Annotated in this window: 17 protein-coding genes; 10 read left to right on the top strand and 7 right to left on the bottom strand. The window is 72.0% G+C overall.

The window, feature by feature from the left end:
* Positions 1–38: 38 nt before the first annotated feature.
* Both VFW79_RS08040 and VFW79_RS08035 read left to right on the top strand, forming a co-directional pair.
* Positions 39–938 (top strand): A/G-specific adenine glycosylase, encoded by a 900-nt coding sequence (locus VFW79_RS08040; protein ID WP_329676787.1) that lies wholly within the window; start codon positions 39–41, stop codon positions 936–938.
* Between the two features lie 44 nt (positions 939–982).
* On the top strand, positions 983–1336 hold the full coding sequence (locus VFW79_RS08035) for a cupin domain-containing protein (protein WP_329676786.1): 354 nt from the start codon (positions 983–985) through the stop codon (positions 1334–1336).
* 42 nt (positions 1337–1378) lie between these two features.
* Here VFW79_RS08035 and VFW79_RS08030 read toward each other — a convergent pair whose 3' ends face one another.
* The gene (locus VFW79_RS08030) at positions 1379–1900 is read right to left on the bottom strand and encodes an amino-acid N-acetyltransferase (RefSeq protein WP_329676785.1); all 522 of its coding nucleotides are present in this window, start codon (positions 1898–1900) and stop codon (positions 1379–1381) included.
* 9 nt (positions 1901–1909) lie between these two features.
* Positions 1910–2911 carry a sugar-binding transcriptional regulator gene (locus tag VFW79_RS08025; RefSeq protein WP_329676784.1) on the bottom strand — a complete coding sequence of 334 codons (1002 nt, stop codon included), beginning with the start codon at positions 2909–2911 and terminating at the stop codon, positions 1910–1912.
* A 117-nt stretch (positions 2912–3028) separates the two neighbouring features.
* On the opposite strand from VFW79_RS08025, the gene VFW79_RS08020 reads away from it, so the two are divergent.
* The 5 genes from VFW79_RS08020 to recQ all read left to right on the top strand — a co-directional run bounded on the left by VFW79_RS08020 (position 3029) and on the right by recQ (position 10455).
* Complete coding sequence (locus tag VFW79_RS08020; RefSeq protein ID WP_329676783.1) at positions 3029–4786, top strand: glycerol-3-phosphate dehydrogenase/oxidase; 1758 nt, start codon at positions 3029–3031, stop codon at positions 4784–4786.
* A gap of 193 nt (positions 4787–4979) precedes the next feature.
* Positions 4980–5717, top strand: coding sequence for an MIP/aquaporin family protein (locus VFW79_RS08015; protein ID WP_329676808.1), 738 nt, complete (start codon positions 4980–4982; stop codon positions 5715–5717).
* 49 nt (positions 5718–5766) lie between these two features.
* The gene (gene glpK, locus VFW79_RS08010; protein ID WP_329676782.1) at positions 5767–7284 is read left to right on the top strand and encodes a glycerol kinase GlpK; all 1518 of its coding nucleotides are present in this window, start codon (positions 5767–5769) and stop codon (positions 7282–7284) included.
* A 202-nt stretch (positions 7285–7486) separates the two neighbouring features.
* On the top strand, positions 7487–8338 hold the full coding sequence (locus tag VFW79_RS08005; RefSeq protein WP_329676781.1) for an NAD(P)-dependent oxidoreductase: 852 nt from the start codon (positions 7487–7489) through the stop codon (positions 8336–8338).
* A gap of 80 nt (positions 8339–8418) precedes the next feature.
* Positions 8419–10455: a DNA helicase RecQ gene (gene recQ / locus VFW79_RS08000; RefSeq protein ID WP_414647912.1), complete on the top strand. Its 2037-nt coding sequence runs from the start codon at positions 8419–8421 to the stop codon at positions 10453–10455.
* A gap of 115 nt (positions 10456–10570) precedes the next feature.
* Here the strand turns inward: recQ and VFW79_RS07995 are convergent, their stop codons facing one another.
* Genes VFW79_RS07995 through VFW79_RS07985 form a run of 3 tightly spaced genes read right to left on the bottom strand, consistent with a single transcriptional unit; the run spans position 10571 to position 13323 of the window.
* The gene (locus VFW79_RS07995; protein WP_329676780.1) at positions 10571–11344 is read right to left on the bottom strand and encodes an SDR family oxidoreductase; all 774 of its coding nucleotides are present in this window, start codon (positions 11342–11344) and stop codon (positions 10571–10573) included.
* A gap of 57 nt (positions 11345–11401) precedes the next feature.
* Positions 11402–12271: an alpha/beta hydrolase gene (locus VFW79_RS07990; protein ID WP_329676779.1), complete on the bottom strand. Its 870-nt coding sequence runs from the start codon at positions 12269–12271 to the stop codon at positions 11402–11404.
* An 11-nt stretch (positions 12272–12282) separates the two neighbouring features.
* Positions 12283–13323 (bottom strand): aldo/keto reductase, encoded by a 1041-nt coding sequence (locus tag VFW79_RS07985; RefSeq protein ID WP_329676778.1) that lies wholly within the window; start codon positions 13321–13323, stop codon positions 12283–12285.
* 62 nt (positions 13324–13385) lie between these two features.
* Here VFW79_RS07985 and VFW79_RS07980 point away from each other — a divergent pair, with 62 nt between their 5' ends.
* Positions 13386–13850, top strand: a complete 465-nt coding sequence (locus VFW79_RS07980) for a tRNA (cytidine(34)-2'-O)-methyltransferase (protein WP_329676777.1) — start codon at positions 13386–13388, stop codon at positions 13848–13850.
* Positions 13851–13862: 12 nt separating this feature from the next.
* Here VFW79_RS07980 and fucO read toward each other — a convergent pair whose 3' ends face one another.
* Positions 13863–15014 (bottom strand): lactaldehyde reductase, encoded by a 1152-nt coding sequence (fucO, locus tag VFW79_RS07975; protein WP_329676776.1) that lies wholly within the window; start codon positions 15012–15014, stop codon positions 13863–13865.
* Positions 15015–15471: 457 nt separating this feature from the next.
* Between fucO and VFW79_RS07970 the strand changes: the two genes are divergently transcribed.
* Positions 15472–17025, top strand: coding sequence for an MDR family MFS transporter (locus VFW79_RS07970; protein WP_329676806.1), 1554 nt, complete (start codon positions 15472–15474; stop codon positions 17023–17025).
* 16 nt (positions 17026–17041) lie between these two features.
* Positions 17042–17527 (top strand): MarR family winged helix-turn-helix transcriptional regulator, encoded by a 486-nt coding sequence (locus VFW79_RS07965; protein ID WP_329676775.1) that lies wholly within the window; start codon positions 17042–17044, stop codon positions 17525–17527.
* A gap of 24 nt (positions 17528–17551) precedes the next feature.
* On the opposite strand, the gene VFW79_RS07960 is transcribed toward VFW79_RS07965, so the two are convergent.
* Positions 17552–18304: a nuclease-related domain-containing protein gene (locus VFW79_RS07960; protein ID WP_329676774.1), complete on the bottom strand. Its 753-nt coding sequence runs from the start codon at positions 18302–18304 to the stop codon at positions 17552–17554.
* Between the last annotated feature and the right edge of the window lie 7 nt (positions 18305–18311).

The following is an 18311-nucleotide window of genomic DNA, read 5'->3' as shown; positions in this document are numbered from 1 at the left end:
GGTACCCACGGGCGGGCCGGGCGGGAGAAGATGCCAGCGTGAGCCGCGCCCCCCTCGTCCGCGACGCCGTGCTGGCGTGGTTCGACGTCCACGCGCGCGACCTGCCCTGGCGGGCGCCCGACCGCACCGCGTGGGGCGTGCTCGTCAGCGAGGTCATGCTGCAGCAGACCCCGGTGATCCGGGTCGAGCCGGCGTGGCGTGCGTGGATGGACCGGTGGCCCGAGCCGGACGACCTCGCGCGCGCCGGGACGGACGACGTCCTGCGCGCCTGGGACCGGCTCGGCTACCCGCGCCGCGCCCTGCGCCTGCAGGACTGCGCGCGGGCGCTCGTCGAGCGGCACCACGGCGTCGTCCCCGGGACCGAGGCCGAGCTGCTGGCCCTCCCGGGGGTCGGCGCCTACACGGCCGCGGCCGTCCTGGCGTTCGCGCACGGGCACCGGTCCGTCGTGCTCGACACGAACGTGCGCCGCGTGCTGGCCCGGGTCGCGGCCGGTGCCGCCATGCCCGCGCCGAGCCAGACCGTCGCCGAGGTGCGCCTCGCGGAGACGTTCGTGCCCGACGACGACGCCCTCTCAGCCCGCTGGGCCGCCGCGTCGATGGAGCTCGGCGCGCTGGTCTGCACGGCTCGCGCGCCGCACTGTGACGCGTGCCCTGTCGCGGACCTCTGCGCGTGGCGCTCGGCGGGCCATCCCCCCGATGCCCACGCCGCCCGACGCCGCACCCAGCCCTGGGCCGGCACCGACCGCCAGGTACGCGGTCGCGTCATGGCCCTGCTCCGTGAGGCGCTCGGTCCGGTCCCGGACTCGGCGGTCGACGCCGTCTGGCCCGACGTCCGCCAGCTCGAGCGCTGCGTCGACGGCCTGGTCACGGACGGTCTGGTCGCCCGGATCCCGGGCCCCGGCCCGGACGACCCGGTGGCCTACCGCCTGCCCGCCTGACCCGAGCCAGCCCGGCCCGCGCGCCGATGCGCGACCATGGCGGCATGCGACTGTTCCAGCTGCCCCGGGATGCGCTCACAGCATTCGGCTCGACCGCCGTCAGCATGGACTTCCTGCCGCGCGTGGTGGACGGCAGCGAGTGCCGCGTCACGATCGCCCACCTCGACGCCGGTGGCATCCTCGGCCGCCATCCCGCGACCCTGCGGCAGATGTTCGCCGTGGTCGCAGGCACCGGCGAGGTCGAGGCGGACGGCCTGACACGGGCGATCGGCCCGGGGACGCTCGTCGTCTGGGAGCCCGGCGAGGTGCACCAGACGCGGGCGGGCTCCGCCATGACGGCGATCGTCGTCGAGGTCACGGGGGCTCTCGACCTCGATGCGAACTTCGCTGAGCTCTGAGCGGGTCCTGCTGACGGGCGGGCGTCCGCCGAGGCGTCCCGCTCAGTCCAGCTCGAGCAGCATCCGGGTGTTGCCCAGCGTGTTGGGCTTCACGCGGGCCAGGTCAAGGAACTCGGCGACACCGTCGTCGTGCGAGCGCAGCAGCTCGGCGTAGACCTCGAGGGTCACCGGGGTCCCGTCGATGGGCTCGAACCCGTGCGCCGCGAAGAAGTCGACCTCGAAGGTCAGGCAGAACACCCGGTGCAGGCCGAGCTCGCGCGCGCGGGCGACCAGGGCCTCGAGCAGCGCGTGGCCGACGCCGTGCCGGCGCTGCGTCCGGTCGACCGCGAGCGTGCGGATCTCGGCGAGGTCCTGCCACATGACGTGCAGCGCGCCGCAGCCGATGACGTCGGGCGCGTCGTCGGTACCCATGTCGGCCACGAGGAACTCCTGGACCGCCTCGTAGTACCCGACCCACTCCTTCGCGAGCAGGATCCGCTCCTCGGCGTACGGCTGCACGAGCTCGCGGATGACGCGGACGTCCGCGGGGAGAGCCGGCCGGACGCGCAGGGGTGTGGTGCTCACGCCCCCAACCTACCGAGCGGCCTCGCGCACGCCGTTGCGCGCTCGCTGCATGCGCGCGAGCGCGAGGAGCCCTGTCGCGGTCAGCTCGTCGACGACGAGGTCCGTGACGGTCCCGGCGCGCAGCGCGGCGAGCAGCGGGACGATCTTCCCGTCGCCGGCGGCGACGCACACGCGGCGCGGGATCCGCTGCAGGTCGGCGGGTGACGGCCCGGTCGCGCGCGCGTTGAGCGGAACGTCCTCCCATGATCCGTCGGCCCGGAGGAACACGGTGCAGACGTCGCCGACCACGCCCTCGGCGTGGAGCACCGCGAGGTCCTGGGCGTCGAGGTAGCCCGCCGAGTACACATGGCTGGGGAGGGTCCCGGCCACGGCCCCGACCGAGAAGACGGCCAGGTCGGCGCGGGCCTGCACCTCGAGGACGCGGTGCACGGAGCGTTCGCGCCACATGGCCTGCTTGGTGTCGGTGTAGTCGAAGAACGCGGGCACCGAGAAGTGGTGCACGGTCGCGCTGAACGCCGTCCCGAAGCTCGAGATGAGGTCGCTCGCGTACTCGAGCCCGCCGTTGTGGAGGTTCGCGGCGCCGTTGAGCTGGACGACGATGCTGCCCCGGGTCGGTTTCGGCGTGAGGTGGCGGGAGACCGCGGCGAGGGTCGTGCCCCAGGCGACGCCCAGCACCATGTCGGACTCGAACCAGGAGCCCAGCAACCTCGCGGTGGCGCGCGCGACCTGGTCGAGGCGTTCGTTGTCGCCCGACGAGTCGGGCACCGGGACGACGTACGCGTCGATACCGAACGCGGCCTTGATGGATCGGCCGAGCCCCGGTGCACGCGTGCTCGCGGGCCGCAGCGTGATCTCGACGAGGCCGGTGTCGCGTGCACGTTTGATGAGCCGGGACACGGTCGACCGCGACGTCCCGAGGTGCCGTGCGATGACCTCCATCTTGAGGTCCTGGAGGTAGTACATCGACGCCGCGCGGAGGACGTCCTGCTCGCGGTCTTCCGTCGGGCCCACCGTTGCACGTTCGTGCACAGGGGTTGCGCGTTCGTTCGCCACCCCCCGACCATAGCCATCACACCCGGGTTTAGTCACTGCCCGGACCAAGGAAATGACGGCAGGAGCTCGGCACATATGAGGACCGCACCGCTGACCCCTGGGCTGCGCGAGGACGCGTTCGCCGCCATGCGCGCGAGCACCGAGGCCGGCCGCGAGCTCGACGTCCTCGTGATCGGCGGTGGTGTCACGGGCGCGGGCGTCGCACTCGATGCTGTGACCCGCGGCCTGTCCACCGCCGTCGTGGAGGCGCAGGACTGGGCGGGCGGCACGTCGAGCCGATCGACCAAGCTCGTGCACGGCGGCCTGCGCTACCTGCAGATGCTCGACTTCCACCTCGTCCGCGAGGGGCTCACGGAGCGGGACCTGCTGCTCTCGCGCATCGCGCCCCACCTCGTCAAGCCCGTCAGCTTCCTGTTCCCGCTCGAGCACCGGGTGTACGAGCGGGCGTACATCGGCGCTGGCATCGCGCTCTACGACTTCCTCGCGAGCTTCACGGGTCACAAGCGTGTGCTGCCGCTGCACCGTCACCACACGCGCAAGGGCATGGAGCGCCGCTTCCCCGACCTGCGGCACGACGCCGCGATCGGCGCGATCGAGTACTGGGACGCGAGCGTCGACGACGCCCGGCTCGTGTCGACCCTGATCCGCACGGCGGTCTCGTACGGCGCGTACGCCGCGTCCCGCACGCAGGTGGTCGCGCTGCAGACCACGTCGGGCGGCGCCGTCACGGGCGCCGAGCTCGTCGACCTCGAGACCGGCACGCACTTCGACGTGCGCGCCCGCCAGGTCATCAACGCGACCGGGGTATGGACCGAGCGGACCGAGTCGCTCGCGGGCTCGGAGGGCGGGCTGCGGGTGCTCGCGAGCAAGGGTGTGCACATCGTCGTCCCGCGCGCACGGATCGAGGGCACCGCCGGGCTGATCCTGCAGACCGAGAAGTCGGTCCTGTTCATGATCCCGTGGTCGCGCTACTGGGTCATCGGCACGACGGACACGCCGTGGACGCTCGAGCTGCAGCACCCGGTCGCGACGTCGGCCGACATCGAGTACATCCTCGAGCACGCCAACGCCGTGCTGTCCCGGCCACTGACGCGCGAGGACATCATCGGCTCGTGGGCCGGCCTGCGACCGCTGCTCCAGCCGGGCACCAAGGCGGGCACGTCGTCGTCCAAGGTCTCGCGCGACCACACCGTCGCGAGCCCCGCGCCGGGCCTCACCGTCATCGCGGGCGGCAAGCTCACGTCGTACCGCGCGATGGCCGAGGCTGCCGTCGACTTCGCGCTCGGCTCCCGCGCGACGATCCTGCCGTCCATCACGGACCACATCCCGCTCGTCGGCGCCGAAGGCCTCCAGGTGCTCCAGCGGCAGAGCCGTTCGATCGGGCAGCGGTACGGCTGGGACCGGGCGCGCCTCGACCACCTGCTGCACCGGTACGGCAGCCTGCTCGGCGAGCTGCTCGAGCTCGTCGACGCGAACCCGTCGCTCGGCAAGCCGCTCGAGCACGCGCCCGCCTACATCGGCGCCGAGGTGGTCTACGCCGCGAGCCACGAGGGGATCCTGCACCTCGACGACATCCTCATGCACCGCACGCGTCTCAACTACGAGCAGGCCGACAAGGGCGTCGGCGCGCTCGACGAGATGGCCGACCTCGTCGCGCCGATCCTCGGCTGGGACGCCGCGCGCCGCCAGACCGAGATCGACGCGTACCGGGAGCGGGCCGAGGCCGAGGACGCCGCGGCGCTCGAGCCCGACGACGCGAGCGCGGAGACCGTCCGGCTGCGCGCCGCCGACCTCGCCCCTCTTCTGGACCAGTCGTCGCCGCCCGGGCACTGACGACGCCAGACCCACGACAGTCCGGCCGGGCGGCCCCGACGGCCCGGGCAGGTGTACCCAGGGGCAGGCAGTTCGTCATCGTTTGTCAGTGTTTCTCACAGTCAGCACGAGCCCCGTCGTCCCCGGTCCCCGGGCGGCGGGACCCCCCTCAAGGAAGAGGTCGACCGTGGACACCATCTCCACCGGCACATTCATGACATCCGAGATCATCGGGACAGCAACCCTGATCCTGCTCGGCTGCGGGGTGGTCGCCAACGCGATCCTGCCCCGGAACAAGGGCTTCAACGGCGGCTGGCTGCTCATCAACTTCGGGTGGGGGCTCGCCGTCTTCGCCGGCGTGTACGCCGCCTTCAAGTCGGGCGCCCACCTGAACCCCGCAGTCACGCTCGGCCTGTTCGTCGCCGATCTGCCGTTCGCCCAGACGAAGGGCGCCGACGGCACCGTCCTGGCCCAGGTCGACCCGACGGTCGCCAACATGTTCCTGTACTTCGCCGCCGAGCTCATCGGCGCGATGCTCGGCGCGGCCCTCGCCTTCCTGGCGTACAAGAAGCACTTCGACGAGGACGCCGACCCCGCGACGAAGCTCGCGGTGTTCTCCACAGGCCCCGCGATCCGGTCCTACGGCTGGAACTTCGTCACCGAGGTCCTCGGCACGTTCGTGCTGGTGTTCTGGGTCGTCGCGGCCGGCAAGTCGCCGTCGGGCCTCGGCCCGCTCGCCGTGTCCCTCATCGTCGTCGGCATCGGCGCGAGCCTCGGTGGCCCGACGGGGTACGCCATCAACCCCGCCCGTGACCTCGGCCCGCGCATCGTGCACGCCCTGCTCCCCATCAAGGGCAAGGGTTCGAGCGACTGGTCGTACTCGTGGGTGCCGGTCTTCGGCCCCCTCGTCGGCGGCCTGCTCGGCGGCCTGATCGGCGCCTGGTACGTCTGAGCGTCCCCTCACCCCTGAACTCCCCACTTCGCTGAAAGAAGGACCTCCCATGGCTCAGTACGTCCTCGCGATCGACCAGGGCACGACCAGCACCCGCGCGATCGTCTTCGACCACGGCGGCCAGATCGTCGCCTCCGGCCAGAAGGAGCACGAGCAGATCTTCCCGAGAGCCGGCTGGGTCGAGCACAACCCCGCGGAGATCTGGACCAACACCCGCGAGGTCGTCGGTCTGGCCCTGACCCGCGCCAACCTCACGTATCGCGACATCGCAGCGGTCGGCATCACGAACCAGCGGGAGACCACCGTCGTGTGGGACCGCACGACCGGCGAGCCCGTGTACAACGCGATCGTGTGGCAGGACACCCGCACCGACAAGATCGCCGAAGAGCTCGGGGCCCTGGGTGGAGGCGCCGAACGGTACAAGGACAAGGTCGGGCTGCCGCTCGCGACCTACTTCTCCGGTCCCAAGATCAAGTGGATCCTCGACAACGTCGACGGTGCCCGCGAGAAGGCCGAGCGCGGCGACCTCGCGTTCGGCAACACCGACTCGTGGGTGCTGTGGAACATGACGGGCGGCCTGGACGGCGGCGTGCACATCACCGACGTGACGAACGCGTCGCGCACCATGCTCATGAACCTCGACTCCCTCACGTGGAACGAGGACATCGCCAGGGACATGACGATCCCGCTGTCGATGCTCCCCGAGATCCGCTCGTCGTCCGAGGTCTACGGCGAGGGCCGTGAGGGCGGCATGCTGCCGGGCGTCCCGCTCGCGGGCATCCTTGGCGACCAGCAGGCGGCGACGTTCGGGCAGGCGTGCTTCGAGGTCGGCACGGCGAAGAACACGTACGGCACGGGCAACTTCATGCTGCTCAACACCGGCACGTCCCCGGTCCCCTCGAAGAACGGGCTCCTGACGACGGTCTGCTACAAGATCGGCGACCAGGCACCCGTGTACGCGCTCGAGGGGTCGATCGCGGTGACGGGCTCGCTCGTGCAGTGGCTCCGGGACAACCTCGGGTTCATCTCGTCGGCGGCCGAGATCGAGGAGCTCGCCGCGACGGTCGAGGACAACGGTGGCGCCTACTTCGTCCCCGCGTTCTCGGGGCTGTTCGCGCCGTACTGGAAGTCGGACGCGCGCGGCGCCCTCGTCGGCCTCACGCGGTACGTCACGAAGGCCCACATCGCCCGGGCTGCGCTCGAGGCGACGGCCTTCCAGACCCGCGAGGTGCTCGACGCCATGAATGCCGACTCGGGTGTGGACCTCACCGAGCTCAAGGTCGACGGCGGCATGGTCGCCAACGAGACGCTCATGCAGTTCCAGGCCGACATCCTCGGCGTGCCTGTCATCCGTCCGCAGGTCGCCGAGACGACGGCCCTCGGAGCGGCGTACGCCGCGGGCATCGCCGTCGGGTTCTGGAACGGCGAGCAGGACGTCATCGACAACTGGGCCGAGGACAAGCGCTGGGAGCCCTCGATGGACGCGACCGAGCGCGACCGTCAGTACCGGCTGTGGAAGAAGGCCGTCACGCGGACCTTCGACTGGGTCGACGCCGACGTGAGCTAGCTCTCTTCCGTTCGTCCGCCAGCCGCCACCGCGAGGTGGTCCCCTGCGGCGTGACGTGGACCCGCCGCTGGGCCACGGAGCACCCTCGGGACCGCCTCGCGGCGGTGCGTCCGGGCAAGCCGGCCGCACAAACGGACGAACTCGACAGGATCGGGCCCGGAAAGTGCGCGGTCGGCCGCTCCTGAGATGGCAAGATCCCCACATGACAACTGTGGCTGTGACCGGCGCTTCCGGAAAGGCGGGTCGCGCCGTCGTTGCCGACCTGCTCGCACACGGGTACGACGTGCGCGCGAGCGACGTGACCGGCACGCCCGGCGACGAGGGCGACCTCGGCACGCCCCTGATCCACGCGGATCTCACCGACTACGGTCAGGCGATCGAGGTCCTGGCGGGAGCGCACTCCGTCGTGCACCTCGCGAACATCCCGGCGCCCGGGCGCGCGACGCCGCCGGCGACGATCAACATCAACAACGCCATCAACACCAACGTGTTCCTGGCCGCGTCACGGCTGGGCCTGCGCAAGGTCGTGTGGGCGTCGAGCGAGACCACCCTCGGCCTGCCGTTCGCCGAGCCGCCGCGGTACGCCCCCGTCGACGAGGCGCACTACCCGCTGCCGACGACGACGTACGCGCTGTCCAAGGTCGTCGCCGAGGAGACCGCGCGGCACATCTCGGTGCTCTCCGGGATCCCGTTCGTCGGGCTGCGGCTGTCCAACATCTTCCGGCCGGAGGACTACAGCCGGGTGCCCGAGTTCTGGGACGACGCCCGGCTGCGCGCCTGGAACCTGTGGGGCTACGTCGACGCCCGTGACGTCGCCCAGGCGTTCCGACGCGCGCTCGAGGTCCCGACGTCGGGCTCGCAGAGCCTCATCATCGCCGCGGCCGACACGATCATGGACCGCCCGTCGGCCGACCTGATGGCCGAGGTGTTCCCCGACGTCCCGCTGACCCGCGAGCTGATCGGGCGCGAGACGCTGCTCGCGATCGGCGCGGCTCGTGACCTCATCGGTTACGTGCCCGAGCACTCGTGGACCGACGAGGTCACCGGCGGCTGAACCGCCTGCTCACCCAGCTCCGCCCCCGGCCCCTGTGGACGGGGGCGGAGCTGTGGGTGGGGTGCTCGTAGGGTGGGGGCGTGAATCCGGGGCCGCTTGCGTACGAGGACGTCCCGCCGTACGACCCGACCTACGACGACGCACCGCCGTACGACCCCGCCTACGACGACGTGCCGCCGGCCGATCCCGCCGATGATGGCGGCGTGCCGGCCGACGACGACGGCTGGCGAGCACCGCGTCCGGCTCCGGCCCGTCAGACTCCGGTGCCTCCGGCCCGGATCGACGGCCCGGCACCCGAGCCGATCGACGTCCTGCGCAGGGTCTTCGGCTACGACGCGTTCCGCGGCGACCAGGCCGAGATCATCGACACCGTGGTGGCGGGCGGCGACGCGCTCGTGCTCATGCCGACCGGCGGCGGCAAGTCGCTGTGCTACCAGGTCCCCGCCCTCGTCCGACCCGGTACGGGCGTCGTCGTCTCACCGCTCATCGCCCTCATGCAGGACCAGGTCGACGCGCTCTCGGCCCTCGGGGTGCGCGCCGGGTTCCTCAACTCCACCCAGGACTTCACCGAGCGCCGCCGCGTCGAGGCCGCATTCCTGGCCGGCGAGCTCGACCTGCTGTACCTCGCCCCCGAGCGGCTCCGCGTCCCTGACACCCTCGACCTGCTCGGCCGCGGCGAGATCGCCCTGTTCGCGATCGACGAGGCGCACTGCGTGTCGCAGTGGGGTCACGACTTCCGGCCCGACTACCTGCGGCTCTCGGTGCTGCACGAGCAGTGGCCGGATGTCCCTCGCATCGCCCTGACAGCGACTGCGACCGAGGCGACCCACGCCGAGATCGCCGAGCGCCTCCAGCTGACGGGCGCGCGGCACTTCGTGGCGAGCTTCGACCGGCCCAACATCCAGTACCGGATCGCACCCAAGGCCACCCCGCGTGCGCAGCTGCTCGACCTGCTGACCACCGAGCACCCGGGCGACGCGGGCATCGTGTACTGCCTGTCCCGTGCGTCGGTCGAGCAGACCGCGCAGTACCTGTGCGACCACCAGATCCCCGCACTGCCGTACCACGCGGGCCTCGACGCGCGCGTGCGCGCCACGAACCAGTCCAGGTTCCTGCGGGAGGACGGGCTCGTCATGGTCGCGACGATCGCGTTCGGCATGGGCATCGACAAGCCCGATGTGCGGTTCGTCGCGCACCTCGACCTGCCCAAGTCGGTCGAGGGCTACTACCAGGAGACCGGCCGGGCGGGTCGCGACGGGCTGCCGTCGACCGCCTGGCTCGCGTACGGGCTGCAGGACGTCGTGCAGCAGCGCCGCATGATCGACACGTCCGACGGTGACGCCGCGCACCGCCGCAGGCTCGGCGCGCACCTCGACGCGATGCTCGCGCTGTGCGAGACGGTCACGTGCCGCCGTGTGCAGCTCCTCGCCTACTTCGGCCAGGCCAGCACCGCATGCGGCAACTGCGACACGTGCCTCGCACCGCCCGAGTCCTGGGACGGCACGGTCGCCGCGCAGAAGCTGCTCTCGACGGTCCTGCGGCTCGAGCGCGAGCGCGGGCAGCGGTACGGGGCCGGTCACCTGGTCGACATCCTGCTCGGCAAGGCGACGCCGCGCGTGACGCAGCTCGGTCACGCGACCCTCAGCACGTTCGGCCTCGGCACCGACCTGGCCGACGGCGAGTGGCGCGGCGTCGTGCGGCAGCTGCTCGCGCAGGGCCTCCTCGGCGTCGACTCGGACGGCTACGGCACGCTGCGGCTGACCTCGGCGAGCGCCGAGGTCCTCTCCGGTGACCGCACCGTGCTGCTGCGCCACGAGGCACCGAAGGCAGCACGCACCCCGCGTGCGGCCCGGACCTCCCGGCGTGGCGGCGCCCCGGCAGCCGTCGTGGGCCTCGACGAGGGCGCCGCGGCAGTCTTCGAACGGCTGCGCGCGTGGCGGGCCGCGACCGCGAAGGAGCAGGGCGTCCCGGCGTACGTCGTCTTCCATGACGCGACCCTGCGGGAGATCGCGACGCGCATCCCGGCGACGATCGACGAGCTCGGCACCGTGACCGGCGTCGGCGTGACGAAGCGCGACAAGTACGGCCCGGACATCCTGGCAGCCCTCGCAGGCTGACCCGACAACGCCGACGGCCGCCCCCGATCGGGATCGATCAGGGGAGGTCGCCAGCTGGCAACGGCTCAGCGCGTTGCGCTCGCCGAGCTTCCTCGTCTCGGCGAGCGCCCTGGGTTCACCAGGTCGAGTCGCCCCGGATGACGACGTCGGAGCCGCCGTCGATGAAGACGATCTGCCCGCACACGTGCGTGTTCTCGTCGCTGATGAGCCAGGCGTGCAGTCGGGCCACCACCTCGGGGCCCATGAAGCCGTGCAGAGGCATCGGGACCTGCTCGGAGAGCGCCGCGCGGGCCTCCTCGGTCGCGATCATGTCCTGCGTCATCGGGGTGACGACGATGCCCGGGCCGACGCCGTTGAGCGGGATCCCGGCCCCGGCCCACTCGGGCGTTGCTGCCACGCGCCGCATCCAGCGGCTGAGCGCGTTCTTGGAGCTCCCATAGATGAGCGCACCCTGCCCGGCCTCGATGAGCTCGCCGCAGCGTCGGAGCGCCCCGGCCTCATCCCCGGAGAGCGCGAGCTCGACCAGCTCGCTGTCGTTCGGCATGAGGCTTGCCATCGAGCTCGTGAGCGAGGCGTGCGGCGCCGCAGACCCGAGCAGGAGCGGCCGGAGGCCCTCGAGCGTCGCGACGGCGCCGAAGAAGTTGACGGCAATCGTGGCGGGGCTCTCGTGCGCGAGACCGGCGTTGGCGATGACGGCATCGATCGTGCCGCCGCTGAGCTCGCGGACCCGCTCGACGAGATCGGTCCGACCTTCGGGGGTCGTGAGGTCGACGGTGACCTCGGCGTCGTGGAGGTCGACACCGATCACCCGGTCTCCGCGCTGCTCGAGGAGCTCTTTGGTCGCGTGGCCGATGCCTGACGCGGATCCTGTGACGACGACGGTTCGCATGGACGACTCCTCGCACCTGGGGACCGGCGCCAGTGCCGGACCCTCACCTGTCTCACGCTATGGACGCCCGGCGTCGGGGTGCGCGCGACCTTCGTCCGTGGCGTCGACACGCTCGAGCGCGTCGTCGAGAGCCGCGAGGTACGTCGCGAGCCCCTCGTGACGCACGCTGTGCCCGACACCGGCGATCGGGACATGCACGAGCAGGTCACCGAGCAGCGCCGCCGCCCGCTGCACCTGTGCCGTCCCCACGATGGACCCGCGTGCCTGGTCGCCCGTCACGAGCGTCACCGGGCATGCGACCTGCGCGAGCGCCTCGACCCAGTCGCGACCGTGCCAGTCGTGCGCGATGCGTCCGAGCCGCTGGTCGACCTGCGTCTTGGAGCGGGCCCAGGGGACGACCTCGTCGTCGGTCCAGGTCGGGTTCTCGCGACGGGCCCACCGTTCGAGCTCGCCCGCCGGGACCCCGGCGAACATGGAGAGCCAGCCCTGCAGGAACTCCGGCGCAGGGCCGGGCGTCGGCGCGCCCGTGTCCCACGCAGGGTCCTCGAGCACGAGAGCGGCGACGAGCCCGGGTTCCGTGATCGCGAGCTCCTCGGCGACGACCCCGCCGAGCGAGTGGCCCACGACGACCGCGGGGCGACCGGCGACCGCGCGGAGGACCTCGGCGGCGTCGGAGGCGAGCGCGCCGATGGTGAACGGGTCGTCGCCGAGCGGCGTGCGACCGTGGCCCCGCGCGTCGACCGCGACGACCGGTCGGCCGCCGGCGAGGTGGCGCACGACCGAGCCCCAGCACTCCGCCGAGTCCGTCACGCCGTGCAGCAGCAGGACGGGCGCCCCGGCCCCACCGCCCCACCGGATGAACGCGACCTCACGGCCGTCCGGCGCGACGACCACGTCGGCGACCGCGTCGATCGGCTCGCTGCTCACCGGGCCAACGCTCATCGGGCCGTCCCGTCGACCGCGAACGGCTCGATCGCTGCGAGCTCGTCAGAGGTCAGCGGCGGTGCGGCGAGCGCGGCGACGTTGTTCTCGAGCTGGGCGACGCTCGAGGCGCCGATGAGCGCGGACGTCACGCGCGGGTCGCGCAGCAACCACGACAGCGCGAGCTGCGCGAGACTCTGGCCCCGGCCGGCCGCCACCTCGTTGAGGGCGCGCGCCCGCGCCAGGTACGTCTCGCTGATCTTGTCGGGCCGCAGGAAGTGCCCGACGGCGGCCCGCGACCCCGCGGGGACCTCCCCGGACAGGTACCGGTCGGTCAGCAGCCCCTGCGCGAGCGGCGAGAACACGATCATGCCGATCCCCAGGTCGCCGACGACGTCGAGCAGGCTCTCGCCATCGGGCCCACCGAACCCGGGGCCCTCCACGTGCCGGTTGAACATCGAGTAGCTCGGCTGGTGGATCAGCAAGGGTGTGCCCAGCTCGGCCAGGACGCGCCGGGCCTCGCGCGTCTGGGCGGGCGAGTAGTTCGAGATGCCGGCGTACAGCGCACGCCCGCTCGTCACGGCGGTGTGCAGCGCGCCCATCGTCTCCTCGATCGGCACCGACGGGTCGGGCCGGTGGGAGTAGAAGATGTCGACGTAGTCGAGCCCCAGCCGCGCGAGCGACTGGTCGAGGGACGACAGCAGGTACTTGCGCGAGCCGCCGTCGCCGTACGGCCCGGGCCACATGTCGTAGCCGGCCTTCGAGGAGATGACGAGCTCGTCGCGGTACGGGCGCAGGTCCTTCGCGAGGTGGCGGCCGAAGCTCTCCTCGGCGGACCCGTACGGCGGGCCGTAGTTGTTCGCGAGGTCGAAGTGCGTGACGCCGAGGTCGAACGCGCGCCGCAGGATCGCGCGCTGCGTGTCGGCCGGCGTCGTGTCGCCGAAGTTGTGCCAGAGCCCGAGGGACAGGGCCGGCAGGTCGAGACCGCTGCGACCCGCGCGGCGGTAGGTCATCGCGGCGTAGCGGTCGTCGCTCGCGCGGTACAGGTCGTCAGACATGCCCAAACCCTACGTCGGGTCCCCACGCCGGGTCGGTCGCTCATCGGTGGGAGGATCGCCCGGTGCTGCACATCGTCTTCTTCGAGCCGCGGATCCCCGGCAACACCGGCAGTGCGATCCGGCTCGCCGCGGCGACGGGAGCGACCCTCCACCTCGTCGAGCCGCTCGGCTTCGACCTGTCCGAGCCCAAGCTGCGGCGTGCGGGGCTCGACTACCACGACCTCGCGCACGTCGTCGTGCACCCGACGCTCGAGGCAGCCCTCGCAGCGTTCCCGGGCGTGCGCGTGTTCGCGTTCACGACCCAGGCGGCGACCCGGTTCTCGGACGTCGCCTACCGCGCCGACGACGCGCTGCTGTTCGGCCCCGAGCCGACCGGGCTGCCCGACGACGTGCTCGCCCACCCGCGCATCACCGACCGCGTGCGCATCCCGATGCTCACGGGTCGCCGGTCGCTCAACCTGACGAACGCGGCGTCGATCGCGACGTACGAGGCGTGGCGCCAGCTGGGGTTCCCGGGCACCGACTGACGTGCAGGTCGGTCAGAAGATCGCGCGGAACAGCGTGAGGATGTCGGACTCCGAGACGGGCCGCGGGTTGCCCGCGCGGCAGATGTCCGCGTAGGCAGCTGCAGCCAGTGCCGGGAGGTCGGCCTCGACGACCTGGATGTCGCGCAGCCGGCTCGGGACACCGAGCGCGTGTCCGAGCGCTGCGACCGCGTCGACCGCCGCCTGGCGCGCCTGCACGAGAGGCAGGTCGGCTGTGTTCGGGACACCCATGGCCTTGGCGATGTCGCGGAGCTTGGAGCCCGTGTACCCGCCGTTGAAGGCCATGACGTGCGGCAGGAGGACACCGTTGGCGATGCCGTGCGGCGTCCCGTAGAACGCGCCGAGCGGGTGCGCCATCGCGTGCACGAGGCCGAGGCCGACGTTCGAGAAGCCCATGCCCGCCATGTACTGGCCGAGGGCCATCTTCTCGACGGCCAGTGCGTCGCCGCGCGCCGCGGCCGGGAGGGCGGCGGCGATGATCTCGATGGCCTTGAGCTGCAGGACGTCGGTCAGCTCCCACGCGTCGAGCGTGGTGTAGCCCTCGATCGCGTGCGTAAGCGCGTCCATCCCGGTGGCGACCCGCAGGCTGCGCGGCATGCCGTCCATGAGGTCGGGGTCGATGATCGCGACGACCGGGATGTCGTGGGGGTCGACGCACACGAACTTGCGCTGCTGCGCGGTGTCGGTCAGCACGTAGTTGATGGTGACCTCGGACCCGGTGCCGGCGGTCGTGGCGACCGCGACCATCGGGACGCTGGGGTTCTTGGTGGCGGCCTCGCCCTCGAGGCTGCGCACGTCGGCGAACTCGGGGTTGGCCGCGATGATGCCGATCGCCTTGCACGCGTCCTGCGGTGACCCGCCGCCGATGCCGACCAGGCAGTCGGCGCCCGCGGCGAGGAACGCCGCCACCCCGGCCTGGACGTTCTCGATGGTCGGGTTGGCGGACACGTCGTCGAACACCGCGTAGGCGAAGCCCGCGGCGTCGAGGTGGTCGGTGACGCGCCGGGCGACGCCGTTGCGCGCGAGGGTGGGGTCGGTGACGACGAGCGCCTTGGTGTAGCCCTTGCCGATCAGCTCGCCAGGGATGTTCGCCACGGCGCCGCGACCGAACCACGCGGTCTGGTTGAGGATCATCCGATGGGCCATGGCGCAACTCCTAGGACGGCCCCGCTCGCCGGGGCACAGTGTGCAGGGCCCGGGCACCCGCGTGAGCCGGGGGCCACCGGGGATTGCTCCTCCGAGCGTCCCGCGCCGCGCTCGCAGGACGTCAGGACATTCGTCCCGGATCCGCGGGAAACCGGGCCGAACCGGTCAGCCTGATCGCGGCCCGGGCCGCCGCGTGACGAAGGACACGCACCCGGGTCGGGCCGTCGACCTCGAAAACAGTTGCCTCACGCAACCGTTCTGGTAAGTTGTCTGTAGCAACCACACATTCGTCGGCGCCACCTCCGCACTCTCCCGCGACGACGCCACGCCACGCGCGCCTGCCGCCGCAGCCGGGCTCGACCACCCCGCTGAAGAGAACGAGAGCACCGTGTCCGCACCCACCGTCACCCTCGAGACCGACCGCCCCGAGGGTGGCACCGCGCAAGAGCCCGCCCGCATGACGCACCGGGAGATCCTCGAGGCGCTCTCCGGGATCCTCATGGGCCTCTTCGTGTCGATCCTCGCGACGAGCGTCGTGTCCAGCTCGCTCCCCCGCATCGTCAGCGACCTGCACGGGTCGCAGTCGTCGTTCACCTGGGTCGTCGTCGCGACGCTCCTCACCACGACCGTCTCGACGCCGATCTGGGGCAAGCTCGCGGACCTCGTCGACCGCAAGAACCTCATCCAGCTCGCGCTGGTCATCACGGTCCTGTCGTCCGCGGCGGCCGGCCTCTCGCACAACGTCGAGATGCTCATCTCGATGCGCGCGCTCCAGGGCATCGGCGCGGGCGGCCTCACGGCGCTGGGCACCGTGCTGATCGCCGACATCATCTCGCCGCGCGAGCGCGGCAAGTACATGGGCCTCATGGGTGCCGTCATGGGCGTCGCGATGATCGGCGGCCCACTGCTCGGCGGAGTCACGACCGACGGTCCCGGCTGGCGCTGGAACTTCTTCGTCGGCGTGCCGTTCGCGGTCGTGGCGATCCTCGTGCTGCAGCGCACGCTGCACCTGCCGGTCCTGCGCCGACGCAGCGTGACGATCGACTACGCCGGCGCGCTGCTCATCTCGGCCGGCGTCACGACGCTGCTGCTCTGGGTGACGTTCGCGGGCTCCACGTTCGACTGGGCCTCGTGGCAGACGGCCGTCATGGTCCTCGGAGCGCTCGCGCTGCTCACGTTCGCCGTGTGGGTCGAGTCGCGCGCCGCCGAGCCGATCATCCCGCTGCGGCTCTTCAGCAACCGGACGGTCGTCCTCGCGCTCGTCGCGAGCATCGCGGTCGGGGTCGCCCTGTTCGGCACCTCGGTCTTCCTCAGCCAGTACATGCAGGTCGCCCGCGGCAAGACCCCCACGATCTCGGGCCTGCTGATGATCCCGATGATCCTCGGGCAGCTCATCTCCTCGACGCTCAGCGGCCGCATCGTCAGCCGCACCGGCCGCTACCGCACGCTCATGATCAGCGGAGCCACCCTGCTCACGATCGGCCTCGGGCTCATGGGCACGATCCGCTACGACACGAGCTTCGCGCTGGTCGGCCTCTACATGTTCGTGCTCGGGGTCGGCGTGGGTGCCCTCATGCAGAACCTCGTCCTCGCCGCACAGAACACCCTCGAGATCCAGGACATCGGCTCCGGCACCGCGACCGTCGCGTTCTTCCGGACCCTCGGCGGCGCCGTGGGCGTCTCGGCGCTGGGCGCCGTGCTGGGCTCACGCGTCACGACGCTCATGATCGCGGGCCTCACCAGGCTCGGCATCGACGTGTCCGCCCTGAGCGGCGGCACGGGTGCGATCCCGGACGTCTCGACGCTGCCCGGTCCCATCCGGACGGTCGTCGAGGCGTCGTACGGCCAGGCGGTCGCGGACCTGTTCCTCGTCGCCGTCCCGATCGCGCTCGTCGCGCTCGTCGCGGTCCTCTTCCTCAAGGAGGTCCCGCTGGGGCACCGCTCGGGCGTCGAGCTTCGCCTCGAGGTGGCGCAGGTCCTCGCCGACGACGACGTCGCTCCGGCCGCCTGAGAACCGGGACCGCACCGTGGACACCGACGAGCGCACCGTGCCAGGCATCGACCCGGCCCACGACCCGTTCCGGGCCGTCGAGAGCGAGCTGGGCCTGCTGCTGCGCCGTTCGCATGCGATGTCACGCCAGCTGACCCGGCAGGTGCACCCCGACCTCGAGCCCTCGGCGTCACCGCTGCTCGCGCGCATCGCCAAGACCCCGGACGTCCGGGCCTCCGAGCTCGCCGCCCTCTTCGGGGTCGGGCGCGGCACGATGTCGCGCCAGCTGGCCCGGCTCGACGAGCTGGGGCTGATCGAGCGCCGTGCCGACCCCGACGACTCCCGCGGTCAGCTCATCCGGCTCACCGAGCTGGGCACCCGGCGGTCGGAGGAGGTGCGGGCGGCCGGCCGGGCATTCCTGCGCAGGGCGTTGCGGAGCTGGTCGGACGACGACGCCGCGCTGCTCGCGACGCAGCTCGCGCGACTCAACCTCGATCTCGGCGCGCCCCAGGACCTGGGTTGAGCCGGGGCGTGGACTGACGCGGGGTCAGCGCGCCCAGGTCGTGCGCTGGCGGGCGATCGCGGCGATGGCATCGGCCCGGGCGGGCTCGAGCCGGGGCGGGAAGCGGCGGAAGACCCCGGGGATGTCGTGGCGGGCCACGACGAGAGCGTCCTCGGGCGGAGCGTCCGCACGCATCTCGAGGATGCCCTGCAGGACGAGCACGGCGCGCACCGCGAGCTCGGACCCGACCGCGGAGCGCAGGACCCCCTGGACCCGCGTCGCCTCGAGCCGCGCGTCCCGCAGGTACTGCACGGGGCTGCCGTCGACGTCGATGGTCCGGTCGTGGATGTGGATGACCGCGCCGGGGTGGGCGTGCGACGTGATGCTGAAGATGCCGCCCGGCCCGATGAGCAGGTGCTCGACGACCGTGCCCTGCCGACCGAGCGGGACGGCGTGGACGACGTGCCAGCCCTCGTCGGTCAGCCGCTCGAGCCTGCTGCGCACCGAGCCGCCCCGCTCGCCCGAGCGGACGTCGGCGGCGGACGCGGCCTCGTCGTCGAGCGCTGCCATGAGGGCGAGGTCGACGGTCGAGCCGAACGGGATGACGAGCTCGGCGACGTCGGAGCGCAGGTACGCCTGCGCGGCACGACGCACGCCCTCCTCGAGCACGGGCATGTCGACGCTGACCTCGCCGGACTGGAGGTCGACGACACCGACCCGCTTGCCGCTCTCGGCCGTCACGTAGAGGCGGTCGGCGCCGAAACGGCGCCATCGCCTCACGATCAGGGTCTCCTCCACGTCCCCA

Origin of the sequence: Cellulomonas sp., from assembly GCF_036279715.1 — a bacterium.
GTDB lineage: Bacteria > Actinomycetota > Actinomycetes > Actinomycetales > Cellulomonadaceae > Cellulomonas_A.
This window is presented reverse-complemented; position numbering and strand designations above follow the sequence as displayed.

Excerpts from the sequence above, each read along its gene's own strand:
- fucO (WP_329676776.1), bottom strand. The coding sequence starts at position 15,014 with ATGGCCCATCGGATGATCCTCAACCAGACCGCGTGGTTCGGTCGCGGC.
- glpK (WP_329676782.1), top strand. The coding sequence starts at position 5,767 with ATGGCTCAGTACGTCCTCGCGATCGACCAGGGCACGACCAGCACCCGC.
- VFW79_RS07970 (WP_329676806.1), top strand. The coding sequence starts at position 15,472 with ATGACGCACCGGGAGATCCTCGAGGCGCTCTCCGGGATCCTCATGGGC.
- VFW79_RS07995 (WP_329676780.1), bottom strand. The coding sequence starts at position 11,344 with ATGCGAACCGTCGTCGTCACAGGATCCGCGTCAGGCATCGGCCACGCG.
- VFW79_RS07985 (WP_329676778.1), bottom strand. The coding sequence starts at position 13,323 with ATGTCTGACGACCTGTACCGCGCGAGCGACGACCGCTACGCCGCGATG.
- VFW79_RS08005 (WP_329676781.1), top strand. The coding sequence starts at position 7,487 with ATGACAACTGTGGCTGTGACCGGCGCTTCCGGAAAGGCGGGTCGCGCC.
- VFW79_RS08015 (WP_329676808.1), top strand. The coding sequence starts at position 4,980 with ATGACATCCGAGATCATCGGGACAGCAACCCTGATCCTGCTCGGCTGC.
- VFW79_RS08035 (WP_329676786.1), top strand. The coding sequence starts at position 983 with ATGCGACTGTTCCAGCTGCCCCGGGATGCGCTCACAGCATTCGGCTCG.
- VFW79_RS08020 (WP_329676783.1), top strand. The coding sequence starts at position 3,029 with ATGAGGACCGCACCGCTGACCCCTGGGCTGCGCGAGGACGCGTTCGCC.